Source organism: Pantoea sp. Mhis (assembly GCF_009830015.1).
Genome location: NZ_SZZX01000001.1, coordinates 43,544 through 65,134 on the forward strand (window position 1 = coordinate 43,544; position 21,591 = coordinate 65,134).

The following is a 21,591-nucleotide window of genomic DNA, read 5'->3' on the forward strand; positions in this document are numbered from 1 at the left end:
AAATAAAAAAATAGGAGTAAGTATGGTTCCTTTACAACACGGTCTTATCTTATCTACTGTGCTCTTTATTTTAGGATTAAGTTGTTTAATATTACGTCGAAACTTGATGTTTATACTAGCTGGTATCGAGATTATGCTAAATTCTGCATCATTACTTATAGTAATAGTAAGTAGCTATTTCAGACAAGTTGATGGACAAATAATGTATATTATTACCATTAGTGTAGCAGCGGTAGAAGCGAGTATTGGTCTTATTATTTTGTTAAAATTTTATCATTTTCGGCAAACGCTAGATGTTGATACAGCAAGTGAGATGCATGGATGACTTTTATCTATTTAACGGTATTATTTCCACTATTAGGTTATCTAATATTAGCATTTTCTCATGGTCGTTGGTCAGATAATTTATCTTCTATAGTGGGTATAAGTTCAATTGGTTTAACGACGATTACAACAATTTTTGCTATTTTACAATTTCAAGTTTATAAACATATAGCTTTTTTACCAGCATTATGGACCTGGATTAAGGTAGATGATTTTACCATAAAAGTAAATTTTATGCTAGATAGTCTAGCGCTTACAATGTTATCAATAGTAGTTATTGTTGGATTTTTGGTTCATATTTTTGCTTCGTGGTATATGCGTGGAGATAATGGTTATTCTCGTTTTTTTGCATACACTAATCTTTTTATCGCTAATATGATAGTGCTAGTATTATCTGATAACTTTATATTAATGTATCTTGGATGGGAAGGTGTTGGTATCTGTTCTTACATGTTAATTGGTTTTTACTATAGTAAGCATCAAAATAATATAGCAGCAATAAAAGCCTTTATTATGACTCGTATTGGTGATGTATTATTAGCTATAGGTATATTTCTCATATATAATGAATTTCATACATTGAATTTTAATAAATTATTAGAAATAGTACCCTTATATTTTAATAACCATACTCATGATTATATTTTAAATTGGATAACATTAATGATATTAGGTGGTGCTGTAGGTAAATCTGCACAATTGCCACTGCATACTTGGTTAGCTGATGCTATGGTTGGTCCTGCTCCAGTTTCTGCTCTTATTCACGCTGCTACTATGGTTACTGCAGGTGTTTATTTAATAGCTCGTACTCATTTTCTTTTTTTATTAACACCATTAGTTTTAAACTTGGTTGCTATAATTGGTGCAATTACACTTATATTGGCAGCTTTTTCAGCATTAGTACAAACGGATATTAAACGTATTCTTGCTTACTCAACTATGAGCCAAATTGGCTACATGTTTCTAGCATTAGGAGTAAAAGCATGGAATGCGGCCATTTATCATTTAATGACACACGCTTTTTTCAAAGCATTATTGTTTCTTGCTTCAGGTTCACTCATTTTATCATGTCATCATGAACAAAATATTTTTAAAATGGGCGGATTACGTAAGAAAATTCCTTTGATATATCTTTGCTTTTTAGCGGGAGGATCTGCATTAGCAGCTGTTCCTATACTTACAGCAGGATTTTATAGTAAAGATCAAATCTTATGTTCACTATTAGCAAATAATCATATTAATTTAATGATTATTGGATTATTGGGTACATTTCTTTCATCACTGTATACATTTAGAATGATATTTATCATTTTTCACGGTAAATCACAAATAAATGCATATACTCCTTCAAAACATATCACACACCATTTACCATTAATTATATTAATAATATTTTCTACTTTCATTGGTGCACTTATTAAACCATCTTTACATGATGTTTTTCCATTACAAAAAGAATTAGACGGAAACCATAAAATCATTCTAGAAGTTGTTTCAAGTATAGTAATATTATTAGGAATAATGATTTCTTCTATGTTATGGTTAGGTAAAAGTTGGTTACTTACATATTTTACAAATAATATTTTAGGACAATACTTTAAAATATGTAGTTTTAAATATTGGGGTTTTGATTACTTGTATCATCAGGTTTTTGTTAAAACTTATCTCTATGTTGCTTGCTTATTAAAACATGATCCTCTTAATTTATTAATTAATTTACCAGTATTACTAGTATGTAATATTAGCAAATTGTTGGTGATAAGTATAAATGGTTATCTACGATGGTATGTGGCTTCAATGAGCATAGGAGCTATAATTATATTATCATTAATATTATTTTTAGGTTTAATATAACGAACACTCTTTTAGAAAACATTTAAAACATTTAAACTAAATTAGTTTTAAATACATTGAAATTTGAAATGTTATAAAATAACTAATGTTAGATATACGAAAAATAAAGAGGACATATAAAATAAAAGAGGTAAACAAAACGCCATGTTACTACCCTGTTTAATTATTAACTTATTTGTTGGTGGTTTGTTATGTTGTTTACTAGATTGTTTTAATATTAAAAGTTCACGATGGATAGCTTTAATCACTACATTAATTACGTTAATTATTAGTTTGCAACTATGGTTATACGGCGATTATTCATTGACTAATATTATCACAACTAGTGCTCCTAAATGGCAATCAACCTTTTTTATGCCATGGATTCCACAATTTGGTATTAATGTTTATTTGGCCATAGATGGTTTATCAGTATTAATGATTGTTCTAACTGCTTTACTTGGATTAATGGCTGTACTATGTTCTTGGAAAGAAATAGAAAAATATCCGGGTTTTTTTTATCTCAATTTACTTTGGATTCTTGGTAGTGTTATTGGAGTATTTCTTGCTATTGATATATTTTTATTTTTCTTTTTTTGGGAATCTATGTTAATTCCGATGTATTTTCTTATTGCTCTTTGGGGACATAAGTCATTAAATGGTAGAACATGCATTGCTGCAGCTAATAAATTTTTTATCTACACTCAAAGTTCAGGTTTAATGATGTTAGTAGCCATTATATCAATGGTATGTTTACATTATAATGCAACTGGAGTTTGGACGTTTAAGTATGAAAATTTGCTAAATACTCCGATGTCTCATACAGTCGAATATTTATTAATGTTAGGTTTTTTTATTGCTTTTGCAGTAAAAATGCCAATTGTGCCATTACACGGTTGGTTACCTGATGCACATAGTCAAGCTCCTACCGGAGGTTCTGTTGATCTTGCTGGCATTTTAATTAAGACAGCAGCTTACGGTTTATTACGTTTTATCCTTCCATTTTTTCCTCATGCATCTATGGATTTTGCTTATATTGCTATATGGTTAGGATGTATTAATATTTTTTATGGTGCTTGGATGGCTTTTTCTCAAAAAGATATTAAACGTGTTATTGCTTATGCTTCAATTTCACATATGGGATTTATACTTATTGCCATTTATAATGGCAGTCGATTAGCATTACAGGGTGCTGTAATCCATATGATTGCACATGGCATTTCAGCTGCTGCGTTGTTTATTTTATGTGGACAATTATATGAAAGATTAAAGACACGGGATATGAATCACATGGGTGGATTATGGTCATGTATTAAGTGGCTTCCAGGTTTTTCACTTTTTTTTGCATGTGCGAGCTTAGGTTTACCAGGAACTGGTAATTTTATAGGTGAATTTATGATTCTTATGGGTAGTTTTAAAAGATTTCCACTTACTATAATAATTATTAGTTTTGCATTAATATTTGCCGCTATTTATTCTTTGAATATGATTCAACGTGTTTTCTACAACACAGCAAAATTTAAAAAACACTTAATTAAAATGTCTGTTCGTGAACTCATAACAATGAGTATATTAGCATTTTTAGTTGTTATTCTAGGATTGTATCCACAACCTGTATTAAATACGTCATATGCTGCTATTAGCAATATACAACATTATCTTATTGTTTCAACTTAAAGCATCACAAGGGCTTAATTTCATGGTAATTAATACCCAAGAATTCATCGCTTTATTGCCTATAATAATTATTAGTTTAACAGTAATACTTGTGATGCTATCTATTTCATTAAGACGAAATCACTGTATTAGTGCGACATTAACAATAACTGGTTTTATATTTGCTTTATTTTCATTATGGTTTGTTCAAAAAGTTAGTCCAATTGATGTAACTTTACTGTTCCATATTGAACATCAATCAGTATTTTATGTTATGCTTATAATGTTATCAAGTATAGCAACGTGTATTTTTGCTTATCCTTGGTTAACTAATTTTACAAGCAATAATAAAGATGAATTCTATCTATTAGTATTAGTTGCTTCTATAGGAGCAACTGTTTTAGTAAATTCTAATCATTTTATAGCATTATTTATTGGTATTGAATTAATTTCAATACCGTTATTTGGTTTGATTGGTTATATTTTGTCTCAAAAATACTCATTAGAAGCAACTTTAAAATATATGATTTTATCTGCTGTAGCTTCTTCTTTTTTAATATTTGGTATAGGTTTAATTTATACAGATACTGGTAGCTTGAGTTTATTAGATTTTGGTAAACATATAGATAAAAATCTACAACCTTTACTATTAATTGGTTTAGGTATGATGATTATTGCTTTTGGATTTAAATTATCATTAGTACCGTTTCATATTTGGACACCTGATGTTTATCAAGGTACAGCAACTCCTGCTTTAGTATTTCTCACTACAGCTAATAAAATTGCTGTTTTTGGCATAATGATGCATTTGTTTACAAAGTCGCCAATCATTAATAATGAAGTTATATTCATAATTTTAAGTATTATTTCGTTCGTTTCTATATTATTTGGTAACTTAATGGCTCTTCTACAAACGAACATTAAACGTTTGCTTGGTTATTCTTCTATATCTCATTTTGGCTATATTATGATAACATTGCTAACTGAAAAACTCAAATATGCTCCATCAGAAACTAGCAATATATATTTAGTTAGTTATTTATTAGCAAATATTGGTGCATTTGGTATCATTAGTTTGATGTCCAGTATATATCATGGATTATTAGATGTAGATTCACTTAATTCATATCGTGGTTTATTTTGGTCTCGTCCTATTTTATCCATAATTATGACTATAATGATGTTTTCACTCGCTGGTCTCCCAATTACATTAGGATTCATTGGCAAATTTTATATTCTTATTGCTACTATTAACACACATTTATGGTGGCTTACTGCTGCTGTAGTAATAGGTAGTGCTATTGGTTTATATTATTATTTACGTATAATTATTTGCTTATATCGAACTTCTTCTAAGTTATACATATGTAACAATACTATTAGTAACACAATTTATTTATTGCCTAAAATCTTAATATATATTTCTACTCTTTTAATAATATTATTAGGAATATATCCTAATCCATTAATTAATTTAATAAAGTTAATATAAATATATATATATAGATTTATAATCTATTACATAAATTTGTATATGCTTTATTATAATTATTTTACAAATTACTAAGACTATTTATTGTTATCATTTATAAACAGAATTTTTATAACTTAAGTATAAGTTTTATTATATGGGCACGAAAAGCATAAGCATATCGCGCCCGAAATTACTCAGTGTTTAGCTAAAAATAAACCAATAAATAAACCAACAGTTATACCAATACCAACACCTTGCCAAGGTTTTTCATGGATGTAATCATCGGCACGATAGGCAACTTGTTTTGCTCGATAATAGCAACTATCAGATGCTTGACTCACACGAGATTTTACTTCTTCTAATGCTTGTTCGGCCTTATTTTTTAGCTCTATATATTTTTGATCATTTGGATCACCCGAGGATTTTAGCACCTCTTCTAAAGTTTTTGTTAATAGAGCTAGATCTTCATCAAGGCGAGTATCTGAATGATTTTCAAATTGGTTTGTAGATGACACCTAAATATTCCTCCATATGCATTATTTAAATTATTAATTAATAATAGTAGGAAATTAAGTTTTTTGAAATTATTAATTCTTAAGAATTAATAATCTAATTTTGTTAATAGAACCAACATATAAATATATATCAGTTCTATCATATATTATAGCAGTGTTGCTAAATAAACGAATACTATATAAATTTTATTTATACTGAATAAATATCACAAATCATCATATATAACCTTATATATTTTAAATATATAAAAATATATTATGCAAAATTATATTAAAGTTAATATTATTTTATAATTGAAAATCTTTAAAGTCAGCTTGACTTAACTCAGAATCAATTTGACCCACTAAATATGAACTTACTTCTGCTTCTTGTGATGCAACTTGTAAATTATCTGAGATTAGCCACGAATTAATCCATGGAATGGGATTAGAACGCATATGAAATGGTAAATTTAAGTCCACAGCTTGCATCCTAAGATTAGTAATATATTCAATATATTGACATAAAATATCTTTGTTTAATCCAATCATTGAACCAGCGCTAAAAAGATATTCGGCCCATTTTTTTTCTTGTTCAGCTGCTTTTTTAAAAAGCTCAAAACATTCATTATGGCATTCAAGAGCAATTTGTTTCATTTCTGGGTCATCTTCACCAGTACGCATTAAATTTAACATATGCTGGGTGCCTGTAAGATGCAACGCTTCGTCACGCGCAATTAAGCGAATAATTTTAGCATTACCCTCCATGAGTTTACGTTCAGCAAAAGCAAAAGAACAAGCAAAACTAACATAAAAACGAATGGCTTCTAGTGCATTCACACTCATCAAACATATATAAAGTTTTTTTTTCAATGTTTTTAGATCAATCTTAATAAGTTTATTTTTTACCTGATGTGTACCTTCACCTAATAAATGCCAATAACTAGTCATTTCAATTAAATCATCATAATATTTAGAAATATCTTGAGAACGTGCTAAAATTTGCTCATGAGCAACAATATCCTCAAATATTAATGATGGATTATTTACAATATTACGAATTATATGAGTATAAGAACGTGAGTGAATCGTTTCAGAAAAAGACCAGGTCTCAACCCAAGTTTCTAATTCTGGAATAGAGATTAATGGCAATAATGCAATATTGGGACTACGACCTTGAATTGAATCGAGTAAAGTTTGATATTTTAAATTACTAATAAAAATATGTTTTTCATGTTCTGGTAACGATTGATAATCAATACGGTCACGAGAAATATCAATTTCTTCAGGTCGCCAAAAAAAGGAAAGTTGTTTTTCGATTAGTTTTTCAAAAATATAATATTTTTGCTGGTCAAAACGGGAAATATTAACTGGTTGACCAAAGAACATTGGTTCTTCAAGTTGATTATTTTTATTTTGTGAAAAAGTAGTATAATTCATGCTATATCCAAATGCACATATGTAAAAATATTCTTTTGACTTTAACAAGAGAAGTATAATAATAACATTATATTATTCATTATGATTTTAATTAGATTTTACACGCTCCACTTTCGCAATTCTCATGGATTGGAATAGTTAAATCATTTTGTGTATCCTCTGCACCATCACGTGTATTCTGGTAATACAAGGTTTTTATTCCAAATTTATATGCAGTTAGTATATCTTTCAATAATTGTTTCATCGGTACTTTCCCATTAGTAAAGCGATTTGGATCATAATTAGTGTTAGATGAAATAGCTTGATCAACAAATTTTTGCATTAGACCCACTAGTTGTAAATAACCGTTATTTGACGGTATATCCCATAATAGTTCATATTTATCTTTAAGACGTTCATATTCTGGAACTACTTGCCGTAGAATTCCATCTTTTGAGGCTTTGATACTAATAAAACCACGTGGTGGTTCAATACCATTAGTAGCATTCGAAATCTGTGATGAAGTTTCAGAAGGCATTAATGCAGAAACTGTAGAATTGCGTAGCCCATATATTTTAATTTGTTCTCTTAAATTTTCCCAATCTAAATGCAATGGTTCTTTACATATGTCGTCTAGATCTTTTTTATATGTATCAATTGGTAAAATTCCTTGAAAATAACTTGTTTCATTAAATAATGTACAAGCACCTTGTTCTCTTGCTAAATTATTTGATGCTTTGAGTAAATAGTACTGAATAGCTTCAAAAGTTTTATGTGTTAAATTATTAGCACTTCCATCAGAGTAACGAACTCCATTTTTAGCTAAAAAATAAGCAAAATTTATAATTCCTATGCCTAGTGTGCGTCGATTTATAGCACTCCGCTTAGCAGAGGGAATTGGATAATCTTGATAATCAAGCAAGGCATCTAGTGCACGTACTATGAGATCTGATAATTCTTCTAGATCATCAGGGCAGTTGATAACTCCAAGGTTAAACGCCGATAATGTACATAAAGAAACTTCACCGTTAGCATCATTAATATTTTCTATTGGTTTAGTAGGTAAGGTAATTTCTAAACATAAATTAGATTGTCGTATTGGTGCAATATTAGAATTAAATGCACTATGTGTATTACAATGATCAACGTTTTGTATATAAATACGTCCTGTAGAATTGCGCTCTTGCATCAAAAGTGAAAATAAATCGATAGCTTTCAAAGTATGTTTACGAATATGAGAATTTTTTTCGTATTTAGCATATAAAAAATCAAATCTTTCTTGATCGGAAAAAAAAGCATCATATAAATTCAATACATCAGAAGGACTAAATAATGTAATATTTCCTGCATTTAATAACCTGGTATACATTAATTTATTAATTTGTACACCATAATCTATATGACGCACACGGTTATCTTCAACTCCTCGATTATTCTTTAATACAAGTAAACTTTCAACTTCTAGATGCCATATTGGATAAAATAATGTTGCTGCACCACCTCTTACTCCCCCTTGAGAACATGATTTCACTGCAGTTTGAAAATATTTATAAAACGGGATACATCCAGTATGAAAAGCTTCTCCACCACGTATAGGACTACCTAATGCACGAATACGGCCAGCATTAATACCGATTCCAGCACGTTGAGAAACGTATTTTACAATAGCACTAGCAGTAGCATTGATAGAATTTAGACTATCAGCGCATTCAATGAGGACACAAGAACTAAACTGACGAGTAGGTGTACGTACACCAGACATGATAGGTGTTGGTAAGGATATTTTAAAAGTAGAAATAGCATCATAAAAACGTTTAATGTAATTCATACGAGTGTTTTTTGGATATCGTGAAAATAAACAAGCCGCTATTAAAATATATAGAAACTGTGCACTTTCATAAATTTTTCCATTAATACGATTTTGCACTAAATATTTTCCTTCAAGTTGCTTTACAGCCGCATAGGAGAAATTCATATCACGCCAATGATCGATAAAACTATCCATTAATTCAAATTCTTTATTATTATAATCCTTTAAAAGATGACAATCATATTTTCCTATTTTAACCATCTTTATAACTTGATCATATAATTTAGGAGGTTCAAACTGACCATATGCTTTTTTACGTAAATGAAAAATAGCAAGACGAGCTGCTAAATATTGATAATCAGAGGCTTCATGCGAAATCAAATCTGCAGCAGCTTTGATAATGGTCTCATGAATATCTGAAGTTTTAATTCCATTATAAAATTGAATATGAGAACGTAACTCAACTTGAGATATTGAAACATTGTTTAATCCTTGTGCTGCCCAATCTAAAACTCGGTGAATTTTATCAAGATCAAGATATTCTTGACGACTATCACGTTTAGTAACAAGTAAACGATGATTCATATTACATTTTTACCTTCATGTATTTAAATTCATATATATGTTATATAATATATATTTATATGTAACTATTTAATTTATAATCATTTTTAATAAAATTGAACGTTAATTCAACGAGATAATAAATAATTATTATTCTAATATGCAACATAATTAATTGTATCAATACTATTTAAACATTAAATAATATAATTATTTTATAACTGTAGACCTTTAAAATCAGTTGATAATTTGTTAATAATATATATTTATTTTTATTTTATTTTTAATAAATTTAAATATACATTATTATTACTATTTAGGATTAATACATATTGTATATAGAGAATTGTGCATTTATCGATATTAAAATTAATTATAAATTGAATCTAATATAATTTATATTCTATTATAATAAATAAATTATTTCTTGTAATACTCATACTAATTTCTAATAAGAAATATATATTAAAATTTTAAAATTTAGCGTCTTGGCTCATTATTAATATTTAAATTAAATGAATTTTCGATTAAACTAGAATTAAATATCTTTTTAGTAGAATTTTAAAAAATTAAGTAATTGATGTTTAAATTGTATAAATGGAAATTTATTATTAATATAACGTTATTTTTTTATTTTAAAAGACTGATTGAGATAAAATAATTATTTAGTTTAAAACTATTCTTCTTTACATTCATTGTTCAAAAGAAATATGTTATACTTTTATGCTTTGAATGTTAATTGTAGATGGAAAAGCGGCTCCATGAGCAATCTTGCAAAAGAAATTAAACTCATTAATCTTGAAGAAGAACTGAAAAATTCTTATCTAGATTATGCTATGTCTGTCATTGTTGGACGTGCTTTACCTGATGTACGCGATGGTCTAAAACCAGTTCATCGGCGCGTACTTTTTGCTATGCATGAATTAGGCAATGATTGGAATAAAACATATAAAAAATCTGCCCGTATAGTGGGTGATGTGATCGGTAAATATCATCCTCACGGTGATTCTGCTGTATATGATACTCTTGTACGTATGGCACAAACTTTCTCTATGCGTTACATGTTAGTTGATGGACAAGGTAACTTTGGTTCTATTGATGGTGATTCAGCTGCAGCTATGCGTTATACTGAAGTACGTATGTCGAAAATAGCTCATGAATTATTAGCTGACTTAGAAAAAGAAACAGTTGATTTTATAGCTAATTATGATAATACTGAATATATTCCAGCCGTTTTACCAACAAAGATTCCTAACTTATTAATTAACGGTTCTTCAGGAATTGCAGTCGGCATGGCAACTAATATTCCACCCCACAATCTCACAGAAGTAATTAACGGATGTCTTGCTTATATTGAAGATGAAAATATAAGTGTCACTGATCTAATGAAATATATCCCAGGACCAGATTTTTCTACCGCGGCAATTATTAATGGATCTAGTGGTATTGAAGAAGCATATCGTACTGGTCGAGGAAAAATTCATATTCGGGCACGTGGTAAAGTAATCACTGATAACAAAACTGCTCGAGAAACTATTATTATTCACGAAATTCCCTATCAAGTAAATAAAGCACGTTTAATTGAAAAAATAGCTGAATTAGTTAAAGAAAAACGGGTTGAAGGTATTAGTGCATTACGTGATGAATCTGATAAAGATGGTATGCGTATTGTTATAGAAATAAAGCGTGATGCAGTTGGTGAAGTTGTTTTAAACAAACTTTATTCTTTAACTCAATTGCAAGTTTCATTTGGGATTAATATGGTTGCTCTATGTCAAGGACAACCTAAGATTATGACATTAAAAGATATTTTAAAATATTTTATATGCCATCGTCGAGAAGTAGTAACTCGTAGAACTAATTTTGAACTACATAAAGCACGAGAACGTGCTCATATCCTTGAAGGTTTAATTACTGCTCTCATTAATTTGGATAAAACTATTAATTTAATTCGTAAATCTTCAACTCCATTAGAAGCCAAATCACTTCTTCTTTCTGAAATATGGAATGTTGGAAATATTGCAATAGTTTTTAAAAAAATGAATGCTAATAATCTAGTACATCCAGATACTTTAGAAGAAAGATTGAGTATACATAATGGTAATAAATATCATTTAACTGAAACACAAGCTCAAGCTATTTTAGATTTACGTTTACAAAAATTAACTAGTCTTGAATATGAAAATTTAATTTATGAATATGAAAAGTTAGTTGATCAAATTGTAGATTTATTGCATATCTTAAATGATAGTAATTGCCTGATGGAACTAATTCGTGAAGAATTAAAATCAATACGTGATCAATTCGGTGATAAACGTCGTACTAAAATTAATGCAAATAATATAGACATTGATGTTGAGGATTTAATTAATCAAGAAGACGTAGTAGTGACTTTATCACATCAAGGATATGTTAAATATCAACCTTTATCTGACTATGAAGCTCAACACCGTGGAGGTAAAGGAAAATCGGCTGCAAGGATTAAAGAAGAAGATATTATAGATCGCTTGCTTGTAGCTAATACTCACGATACTATTCTTTGTTTTTCTAGTCGTGGTAAGCTTTATTGGATGAAGGTATATCAATTACCAGAAGCTAGTCGGAGTGCTCGTGGTCGTCCAATTGTTAATTTATTACCACTAAAATCTACCGAACGCATTACTGCCATTTTGCCTGTAAATAAATACACTCAAGGTTTTAATATTTTTATGACTACTGCCGATGGCACAGTAAAAAAAACTGCTTTACATGAATTTAGTCGTCCACGTAACATTGGAATTATAGCAATTAATTTACGTGAAGATGATGAATTAATCGGTGTAGCATTAACTAATGGTACTAATGAAGCCATGTTATTTTCAGCTGCAGGGAAAGTAGTGCGTTTTTCTGAAACTTCTGTTCGTACAGTAGGTCGGTCAGCTGCTGGAGTAAGAGGAATAAAATTGGCAAAAGGAGATAAAGTTGTTTCGTTAATTATACCACGTAAAGAAGGCGCTATACTTACTGTGACTAAAAATGGATATGGTAAGAGAACTATTAATAGCGAATATCCTACTAGATCACGGGCAACGCAAGGTGTAATATCCATTAAAGTTACTAAGCGTAATGGACCTGTTGTTGGTGCGGTACAAGTTGTTGATAATGATCAAATCATGATGATTACAAATGCTGGAACTCTGGTGCGTACTAGAGTATCAGAAGTCAATATGGTCGGTCGTAATACACAAGGTGTAATGTTAATTCGTACTACAGAAGGTGAAAATGTAGTTGGTCTACAGCGTGTAGCTGAACCAGTAGACGAAGTAGCTTTTGCAGCTATTAAAAGTCATATAGGGGTATGATTAAGAATAACATAATTTAAAATTTACGTTAAAATAAAAAACAATTCATAATCACTATCCTTAATTTATTTAAATTGGTTATATATTGATTTATATTCAATATATAAATATCAAATTATTAGAATATTATGGATTTATATTTATTGTATAAATGTAGATAACTATATGCTTATTTTGTATGAGATTACATAGAATTCCTGTGAATTAAGTATATAATCAGATATTAATAATATATATTATATGTAGTAATAGCTCAAAAAAAGTTTATTATAAATAGTTCTTATGATATGTGGTTACGACTTTAAAATAATACCGGTTAGCTGATAGAATTTAAACCATTCAGTCAGCGGTGGAATTCCATATAAGTTACATTAATAAAGGTAATGAAATGAAACCTTGCATTTTTTCTAAAATGATTCCTATTCCTGCTTTGTTAATTGCAAGTTTAACAAACGCAGTAGAAGTATATAATAAAGGTGATAACAAATTAGATATTAATGGTAAAGTGAATGGAATTTATCATATCTCAGCTAAACAGAAAGAAACAATCACTGATGACCATTCGAATTTAAGCTTTGGTGTAAGAGGTGAAAGTCGAATAAATGATCAATTAACTGGTTATGGTCAGTGGGAGTATAAAGCACTTCTGAATACGTCTGAAAATGAAAGTACAAAAGATAGTCATATGGATTTAGGATTTGCTGGCATTAAATTTAATAATGGTAGCTCGTTGGACTATGGACGTAATTATGGTATAGCTTATGATATAGCAGCTTGGACAGATGTATTACCAGGGTTCGGTGGTGACACGTATGGAGCAGATAACTTTATGTTTCATCGTGGAAGTAGAATGACAACTTACCGTAGTAATAACTTTTTTGGTTTATTAAATGGATTGAATTTCGCTTTTCAGCATCAAGGACAGAATACTAATTATAGTGAAATTTCTAGTGCTGGACGTGATGTATTAAGTGAGAATGGAAATGGTTGGGGTTTTAGTACTACTTATAAGCTAGATTCAGGAATTGAAATTGGTGCAGCTATGTTTCATTCAAAACGCACTAATAATCAAAATGGAGATAATCCACGTACTATAGAAATAGTAGGACATGATAGTAGCGCAGAAGCTTATACAGGAGGTCTGAGATATAATGCTAATAATATATATTTAGCCGCCATGTATACTCGTTCCTACAACGCTACGAGATTTGGTAATCCTAATATTGACAATACTGGCATTTATGGATATGCAGCTACAGCAAATAACATAGAATTAGTTGCACAATATAAATCTGATTTTGGTCTATGTCCATCTCTCGGTTTTGTTTCTTCAAAAGGCTATATTCAAGGATATGGCATTCGAAATATGAAGAAATATATTAGTGTTGGTGCCACTTATAATTTTAGTAAGAACTTGTCAACTCATATTGCTTATCAAATAAACCTATTAAATAGTAATAGTTTCACTGATGCAATGGGTGTTGCGACAGATAACGTAATATCAGTAGGCTTAGTTTATCGTTTCTAATAACTAAAAGCGTCGAGCGTGATCTATATAATTATATGAAGATTACGCTCGTGTTTTTATATAACAGTTAAGATCTATAATACTGATCTATAATAAAATTAAATTACTAAAATTTATAGTTAATTTAACTAAATAGCATAGCAATCATTCATTTTAAATATCACTAATAAATTATTAATTATTTACACAATAATAGGAATTAATTATTTTCTCTTAAAATAATTAGGTTAACAAAAGGAAAATAATGAGCACTTTTGAATGCAGAGATAGATAGTTAATGTTTTTAATATATACCATAGATGTTAGATAAAAATTTTTACCAATAAAAATAACTAAATAATAATTAGCTTTCTATCTTATAGAGAACTTGATTTTGATGTTAATTTACTTAATATCAAAGCATTGATTATATTTAATGACTAGTCAATTAACTAATAACTACTTATTGTTAGTATAGCTAAAATTATTAGTGAAGCTTCATGTATAATTTAAGGTTTTAAACATGAATGGTTATAAAAATTTAATAGATTTGTATATTAATATTTTCAAATATAAAAAATATTAATAATAATTAATTATTTATTTGTGATGATATAATAAATGAAAGCTAATCATAATGTTAATATCTAGAATTCATTAAGTTACGTATTGATCTAAATATCTATTGTTAATTTTTTATTACATTAAGAATAGTGAACTTCTAATATAAGAATGTTATTACTGTATTTTTAATACAAATACAGTAATGTCATATTTGAAACACATTGATAATTCTTAATTTATATAATATTAAGTTTTTATATGAACATTTAAATATATATGTTATCAAATAAAAGATATTACATATTAGTTAGTTATGTAATTTAAATACTTCATAGTAATTATGAACATAAAAAATATAATTTTAATCGGCACGGGAGGATTTGAACCTCCGACCACTGACACCCCATGACAGTGCGCTGCCAAACTGCGCTACGTGCCGCATTTAAAATAATTAAGAATATAAAATCATTGATTTATTATCATAATCAAACATATTAAACACGCAAAAAATCAATATGTTGAAATTGAAGTTTAAAAGAATGAAATTGGATTGCTTGAACTTTAACTTTGTTTTCTTGAGAATTAATAAGTAAAATACAGATTTTTCCATATAAATTAAATTTATTATGCAAATTTATAATTTGATCACGATCTAATTCAATAGACACTGGATTTTTTTTACCTCCATAAATTATAGCTGGGAATTTATTTGCTATATGTAATTGTCGATTTGCACTTTTTCCTTGTTTTTTACGTAATACTGCATTAATTATAAACATTTTGTATTTCTTCAATTATTTAAGTGTAATTTAAAACATAAACACATTACATTATATTTAAAATATAAGTAAAAAACAAATTAATTTAGTTTAAAGTATGTATAATATATATTAAGATAAGTTAAAAACTAAATGTTATAATAGATTTTCTAACTAAAAGTCTGCGAGCTGTACGATAGTGTAACTTCCAATAATTATTATTTAAACTAGAAATCATTACGCCATTACTAGTAGATACGTGTAAGAAGTGATTATTCCCTAAATAAATACCAATATGACGATCATTATTATTCATTTTAAATAATACTAAATCTCCTGGATACAATTTATTACGTTTAATTCGTTTGCCAACATCTTTTTGTTTGAATGTTGAACGAGGTATTTTTAATCCAAATTTTTCTTTAAAAGTTAGTTGAACAAAAGCGGAGCAATCAATACCATTTCTAGTAGTACCACCTAAAAGATAATGAACACCTTTCCAATCAATATATTGTTTTATAATACTTAACTTAATATACTTAGTGTGAACTATACGTTCAAATGAACTTTGATAAGAATAAAGCGATACACTATAATTGTTATTATTTTTATTATTTGTATTTTTTTTTTTATAATTATTATTACTACATCCTGATAAAAATGTTCCTAAGACTAAAATAAAAGCTATATTTTTAATATGTCTCACTATGGATTGAGATACGAACATTTTTATAGATTTTCCTTTATAATGATCTAAAGATCATTAATTTAACTGTAAAATTTGTATAGTATATCCAATTATACAAATATGCATTTGTATATTCAGAGATTATTTGGTAAATAAATTATTTTTATATTTATAAACTGATATGAATATATGAATAACCTTTTCTTTCTCTAAAAGAGAAATATAGTGTTGTGGATAAATAGAAAATCCTTGGATTAATTTTAAAATAGTTATAAATTAGATAATTAGTTTATTTAGAATAAATATTCATAAATATAAATAAAGTTTTTTTCATACGTGAAAGTTATGTCAGATATCTAATCATAATCAATTAACTTAATTAAATTAATTCATTATGATTTATTGAACTATATTTTAGATAAAAATTAGTATTTATTTTAGCTTTGACTTTCTAATAAAGAATAGAACTTAATTATATAATTAATTATAAGTTATATAACTTGTATTTTATAAAGTTCATCCATTTTAAATGAAAATAATTTTAATTTATATAATATATGTTGTAAATTATCATAGCAGATAAAAATAATCAATATTATATTATATAAATACATTAATAAGTTATTGTTAATATTACTCTATCAATTAAAAAATAAAAATCTTAGTATATGCACCTTAATTAAATATATTATTTAAATTTATGTTGTAATCTTTTTTCTTGTAATTTTAACCACATAATTTCATCTATCCAGATCATAGGATTAATAGTTTCCAAAATAAATGGAATACCATTAAAACGTTTATCTTTCATTAACCAACTAAATACTGTTTTACCAATATTTCCTTCACCTAAACTATGATGACGATCTATTCGATTACCAATTTTACATTTTGCATCGTTTAAGTGCATACCTTTTAAATACTTAAATCCGATAATATGTTCAAACAATTCAAAAGTTTTAATACAGGATTCTTCTGTACGTAAATCATATCCACTAGCAAAAGCATGACAAGTATCAATACATACGCCTATACGTAATTTATCTTCTACGTATTCAATGATATTAGCAAGATGCTCAAAACAAAATCCTAAATTACTACCTTGACCAGCTGTATTTTCAATAACGGCAGTAACGTTATTTGTTTTATCCAATATGATGTTAATAGATTCTGCAATACGTTTAAGACAATCATTTTCCTTAATTAATTGTAAATGACTACCTGGATGAAAATTTAACATAGTTAAACCTAACTGGGCAGCTCTCTGCATTTCATTGAGTAAAGCATTACGAGATTTTTCAAGCATTTCTGTTAAAGGATGTCCAAGATTGATTATAAAACTACTATGTGGCAAAATTTGATCGCTAGTAAATTTATATTTTTCACAATTGTTTTTAAACATATCTATAACTTTATTTGATAATGGTTTTGTAGTCCAACATCTTGGATTGTTAAGAAATAATGAAAAGGCTGTTGCTTTAATCTGATATGCACGAATAACAGTTTGCTCTAAACCATCTGCTATACTCATATGCGCACCTATATATTTCATAGCTTCCTTCTATAAAGAAAACATTTATATAAACTGGATAACAATTAATTTAATATAATTAATTATTTATATAAAAATATAATATTGCATATATATATAAATTTTACTTTTAAAATACTATTAGGTCTTTATGAAAAGCTAAATTAACTATTTAAATATTATTTAATAATGTTAAATGTACTATTTTTATACAATTTAATTAATTAATTGATTTTAAATTAGTATTTAAATAATTATTAAAATACTTTATCATTAAATTTATGTATGATTTATATATAAAAATGTAAAATTATATTTTAAGATTATAGTTAATATAATAAACAATAATTGTTTATTGCACATAAGATTTATTTAAGTACATAAATTAGTATTTAGTTTCAAAATGTATAATAAGCTAAATAAGTAAGTTATTAAAACTAATTAACTTTTTAATAGGGATTATGCATTTATGAAAAAACTTTTTAAGTTATTTGCTGATTTTAAACCTTCAGGAGATCAGCCTGAAGCTATTAGATATCTAGAAACTGGATTAAATAATGGCTTAATGCATCAAACTTTATTAGGCGTTACGGGTTCAGGAAAAACTTTTACGATTGCTAATGTTATTGCAAATGTTAATCGTCCAACTATAATATTAGCACCAAATAAAACATTAGCTGCACAGCTATATGGAGAAATGAAAGAGTTTTTCCCTGAAAATGCAATCGAACTTTTTGTTTCTTATTACGATTATTATCAACCAGAAGCTTATATTCCTAGTTCAGATACCTTTATAGAAAAAAATTCTTCTGTTAATGAACGTATTGATCAAATGCGTTTATCTGCAACAAAATCAATGTTAGAACGACGAGATGTTATTGTTATTGCTTCAGTATCAGCTATATATGGTCTTAGTGACCCTAAACTATGTTTTAAAATGAGGTTACATTTATCTAGCGGTATGATTATTGATCAACGTAATATTTTGCATTGTTTAGCTGAATTACAATATGTTCGTAATGATAATTTTGATAAGCGTGGTATTTTTAGAGTACGTGGTGACGTTATTGATGTTTTTTTAGCTGAATCAAATGATATTGCACTTAGAATTGAGTTATTTGATAAGGAAATTCAACGTTTATCTTTATTCGATGCATTATCTGGTCAAATATGTTCTATTATTTACAAATTTACTATTTATCCTAAAAATCATTATGTAATACCAAGGGAGCATATAGTAGAAGCTATAAAAAAAATCGAAATAGAATTAAAGTATTGCAGGAAAGAGTTTTTAAAAAAAGATAAGCGATTAGAAGAGCAACGTATAACTGAACGAACACATTTTGATTTAGAAATGATGAATGAACTTGGTTATTGTTCTGGAATTGAAAATTATTCGCGTTATTTTTCCGGACGAAAGTCCGGTGAACCACCACCAACTTTATTTAATTATTTACCTAATGATGGACTATTAGTTATAGATGAATCTCATGTTACAATCCCTCAAATTGTAGGTATGTATAGAGGAGACCTTTCACGGAAAGAAACATTAATAAAACATGGCTTTCGTCTACCTTCCGCACTTGATAACCGTCCACTACGTTTTGAAGAATTTGAAACATTATCTCCACAAACTATCTATGTCTCATCTACACCAGGTAACTATGAATTACAAAAAATGGGTAATTCAATAGTCGAACAAGTTGTTCGCCCCACAGGATTACTTGATCCTATCGTAGAAATTCGTCCACTTGTAACACAAGTAGAAGATTTACGTTTAGAAATATCTAAACGTATTGTAATCAATGAAAGAATTTTAGTTACAGCAATAACTAAGCGTATGGCAGAAAGTTTAACTGAATATTTTAACGAGTATGATATGAAAGTACGTTATTTACATTCTGATATTGATATGATTGAGCGTACAGAAATTATACGTGATCTTCGACTTGGAAAGTTCAATGTATTAGTTGGAATTAATCTTTTACGTGAAGGTTTAGATATTCCAGAAGTAGCATTAGTTGCCATTTTGGATGCTGATAAAGCTGGATTTTTACGTTCTGAACGTTCTTTAATTCAAACTATTGGACGTGCTGCACGTAATATAAATGGTAAAGCAATTCTTTATGCTGATATAATGACAGAATCAATAACAAACGCTATCAATGAAATTGAGAGACGACGTAATAAACAAAAACTTTATAATCAAAAATATCGAATTATTCCACAAGGAATTAATAAAAAAATTACTGATATTCTTGGATTTAAAGAAAAATTTATTAAAGTGAACATTAAAAATAGTAGCAAAATACATGTTGTAAACGAAATAAAAGATAGTCATCTAATAATGACATCTCATGAATTAAAAAATAAAATTTATAATTTAGAAAAAAAAATGCAGTATCATGCACAAAATTTAGAGTTTGAAGAAGCTTTATTAATTCGTGATTGTTTGGAACAATTAAAAATGTCTGATAACTAAATCTTAATGGCATTAGAGTGCTTCAATAGCATTTTCTAAAGCAATTTTTAGTAATTTTCGATCATGATAATATTGAATATCAAGATCTTCTAAAGGTTTACGTATAATTAAGCGATCTTGAATGTTTAAAACATTAACTGTAGGAGCGACTATAATAGCATTAATTACTTTTTTTCCAATTGTTCTTTCTATTATTGATATTTTTTCAAAAATGGTCATATTAGCTGCAGTTATACTATGTTCTCTACCTAAATTTGCTATAAAAATTACATAGGCTGAGGTTTTGTATAAAGCATAGGCCATTTCTTTCATGAGTAAAATAGGCATTAAGCTGGTATAAAAACTACCAGGGCTGATAAGTATTAAATCTGCATCTGTAATGGCCGATAATGCTTCAGATGTTGGTTGAACATTAGGTTCCAAGTTTTAGAGTCTGTAAAGGAAAATTCATAGCATCAATTTCAGTCTCCCCATATATCAGATTACCTTTATTATCTTGCGCAACTAAATTAACTGGTTGTTCTGACATGGGTACTAAAAAAACATTTACTTTTAATAAATTTCTAATAATATTAATTACTTCTAATGGACGTACACTAATATGGTCAAGTGCTTTAAGCATTAAGTTGCCAAGATTATGTCCAGATAATTCTCCATTATCACTAAAGCGATATTCAAACATCATAGAAGCAATGCTTGGTTCTGTGATTAGTTGGTTAATACAATTACGTGTATCTCCCCAAGCAATACCTCCTTCTTAAAGCCGTATACGACTAGTATAACCTCCGTTATCACTTGTAGTCACAATGCCGCCGGTTAAACGTGATCTAAGTGAAGCTAGAGTAGACATAACTCTACCCAACCCATGTCCTCCACCTAATGCTACAACATGATTTAAATCTGCTAAGGTTACATTCATACTTACACTTTGGGAGATATGTTTGTCATTAATAATGCTTTTGATTGATCTACATGTAATATTTATATATTATACGAAATATAGTTATAATAAACATATGATATAAATCAAAAAGTATTTAATATATGGATAGTAAAATCTACTGGTGAAATATAAATCTTATCAGATTTAGAGTAATTATTAGTGATTTAATATCACTAATAACATTTAAGTATAATTTAATTATT

The 21,591-nt window shown here is 28.0% G+C and carries 13 protein-coding genes, 1 tRNA gene and 1 pseudogene; 7 read left to right on the plus strand and 8 right to left on the minus strand.

The window, feature by feature from the left end; all coding sequences use genetic code 11:
- Window positions 1-22: 22 nt before the first annotated feature.
- The 4 genes from nuoK (at window position 23) to nuoN (ending at window position 5,305) form a co-directional block, all read left to right on the plus strand.
- Window positions 23-325, plus strand: coding sequence for an NADH-quinone oxidoreductase subunit NuoK (nuoK, locus tag FD727_RS00180; RefSeq protein WP_159938161.1), 303 nt, complete (start codon window positions 23-25; stop codon window positions 323-325).
- The gene (gene nuoL / locus FD727_RS00185; protein WP_159938162.1) at window positions 322-2,178 is read left to right on the plus strand and encodes an NADH-quinone oxidoreductase subunit L; all 1,857 of its coding nucleotides are present in this window, start codon (window positions 322-324) and stop codon (window positions 2,176-2,178) included. The genes nuoK and nuoL overlap by 4 nt, the downstream gene beginning before the upstream one ends.
- A gap of 144 nt (window positions 2,179-2,322) precedes the next feature.
- Entirely contained in the window at window positions 2,323-3,834 is a 1,512-nt protein-coding gene (nuoM, locus tag FD727_RS00190) for an NADH-quinone oxidoreductase subunit M (RefSeq protein WP_159938163.1), read from the plus strand.
- 22 nt (window positions 3,835-3,856) lie between these two features.
- On the plus strand, window positions 3,857-5,305 hold the full coding sequence (gene nuoN, locus FD727_RS00195; protein ID WP_159938164.1) for an NADH-quinone oxidoreductase subunit NuoN: 1,449 nt from the start codon (window positions 3,857-3,859) through the stop codon (window positions 5,303-5,305).
- 176 nt (window positions 5,306-5,481) lie between these two features.
- On the opposite strand, the gene elaB is transcribed toward nuoN, so the two are convergent.
- From elaB to nrdA, 3 genes are all read right to left on the minus strand, one after another.
- On the minus strand, window positions 5,482-5,802 hold the full coding sequence (gene elaB / locus FD727_RS00200) for a stress response protein ElaB (RefSeq protein ID WP_159938165.1): 321 nt from the start codon (window positions 5,800-5,802) through the stop codon (window positions 5,482-5,484).
- A gap of 288 nt (window positions 5,803-6,090) precedes the next feature.
- A complete protein-coding gene (gene nrdB / locus FD727_RS00205; protein ID WP_159938166.1) occupies window positions 6,091-7,221 on the minus strand; it encodes a class Ia ribonucleoside-diphosphate reductase subunit beta in 1,131 nt (376 codons plus the stop codon).
- A 91-nt stretch (window positions 7,222-7,312) separates the two neighbouring features.
- A complete protein-coding gene (gene nrdA, locus FD727_RS00210) occupies window positions 7,313-9,595 on the minus strand; it encodes a class 1a ribonucleoside-diphosphate reductase subunit alpha (RefSeq protein WP_159938167.1) in 2,283 nt (760 codons plus the stop codon).
- A gap of 740 nt (window positions 9,596-10,335) precedes the next feature.
- Here nrdA and gyrA point away from each other — a divergent pair.
- On the plus strand, window positions 10,336-12,915 hold the full coding sequence (gyrA, locus tag FD727_RS00215) for a DNA topoisomerase (ATP-hydrolyzing) subunit A (protein ID WP_159938168.1): 2,580 nt from the start codon (window positions 10,336-10,338) through the stop codon (window positions 12,913-12,915).
- A 388-nt stretch (window positions 12,916-13,303) separates the two neighbouring features.
- Complete coding sequence (locus FD727_RS00220; protein ID WP_159938169.1) at window positions 13,304-14,443, plus strand: porin; 1,140 nt, start codon at window positions 13,304-13,306, stop codon at window positions 14,441-14,443.
- Window positions 14,444-15,351: 908 nt separating this feature from the next.
- On the opposite strand, the gene FD727_RS00225 is transcribed toward FD727_RS00220, so the two are convergent.
- The 4 genes from FD727_RS00225 to nfo form a co-directional block, all read right to left on the minus strand.
- Window positions 15,352-15,425: transfer RNA gene (locus FD727_RS00225), tRNA-Pro, on the minus strand.
- Window positions 15,426-15,480: 55 nt separating this feature from the next.
- Window positions 15,481-15,765 (minus strand): 50S ribosomal protein L25, encoded by a 285-nt coding sequence (rplY, locus tag FD727_RS00230; RefSeq protein ID WP_159938170.1) that lies wholly within the window; start codon window positions 15,763-15,765, stop codon window positions 15,481-15,483.
- 121 nt (window positions 15,766-15,886) lie between these two features.
- Window positions 15,887-16,471, minus strand: coding sequence for a bifunctional murein DD-endopeptidase/murein LD-carboxypeptidase (gene mepS, locus FD727_RS00235; protein WP_159938171.1), 585 nt, complete (start codon window positions 16,469-16,471; stop codon window positions 15,887-15,889).
- Between the two features lie 649 nt (window positions 16,472-17,120).
- Window positions 17,121-17,984 carry a deoxyribonuclease IV gene (nfo, locus tag FD727_RS00240; protein WP_159938172.1) on the minus strand — a complete coding sequence of 288 codons (864 nt, stop codon included), beginning with the start codon at window positions 17,982-17,984 and terminating at the stop codon, window positions 17,121-17,123.
- A 448-nt stretch (window positions 17,985-18,432) separates the two neighbouring features.
- Between nfo and uvrB the strand changes: the two genes are divergently transcribed.
- On the plus strand, window positions 18,433-20,445 hold the full coding sequence (uvrB, locus tag FD727_RS00245; RefSeq protein ID WP_159938173.1) for an excinuclease ABC subunit UvrB: 2,013 nt from the start codon (window positions 18,433-18,435) through the stop codon (window positions 20,443-20,445).
- Window positions 20,446-20,457: 12 nt separating this feature from the next.
- On the opposite strand, the pseudogene yvcK reads toward uvrB, so the two are convergent.
- Window positions 20,458-21,364: pseudogene (yvcK, locus tag FD727_RS00250) on the minus strand (uridine diphosphate-N-acetylglucosamine-binding protein YvcK).
- Between the last annotated feature and the right edge of the window lie 227 nt (window positions 21,365-21,591).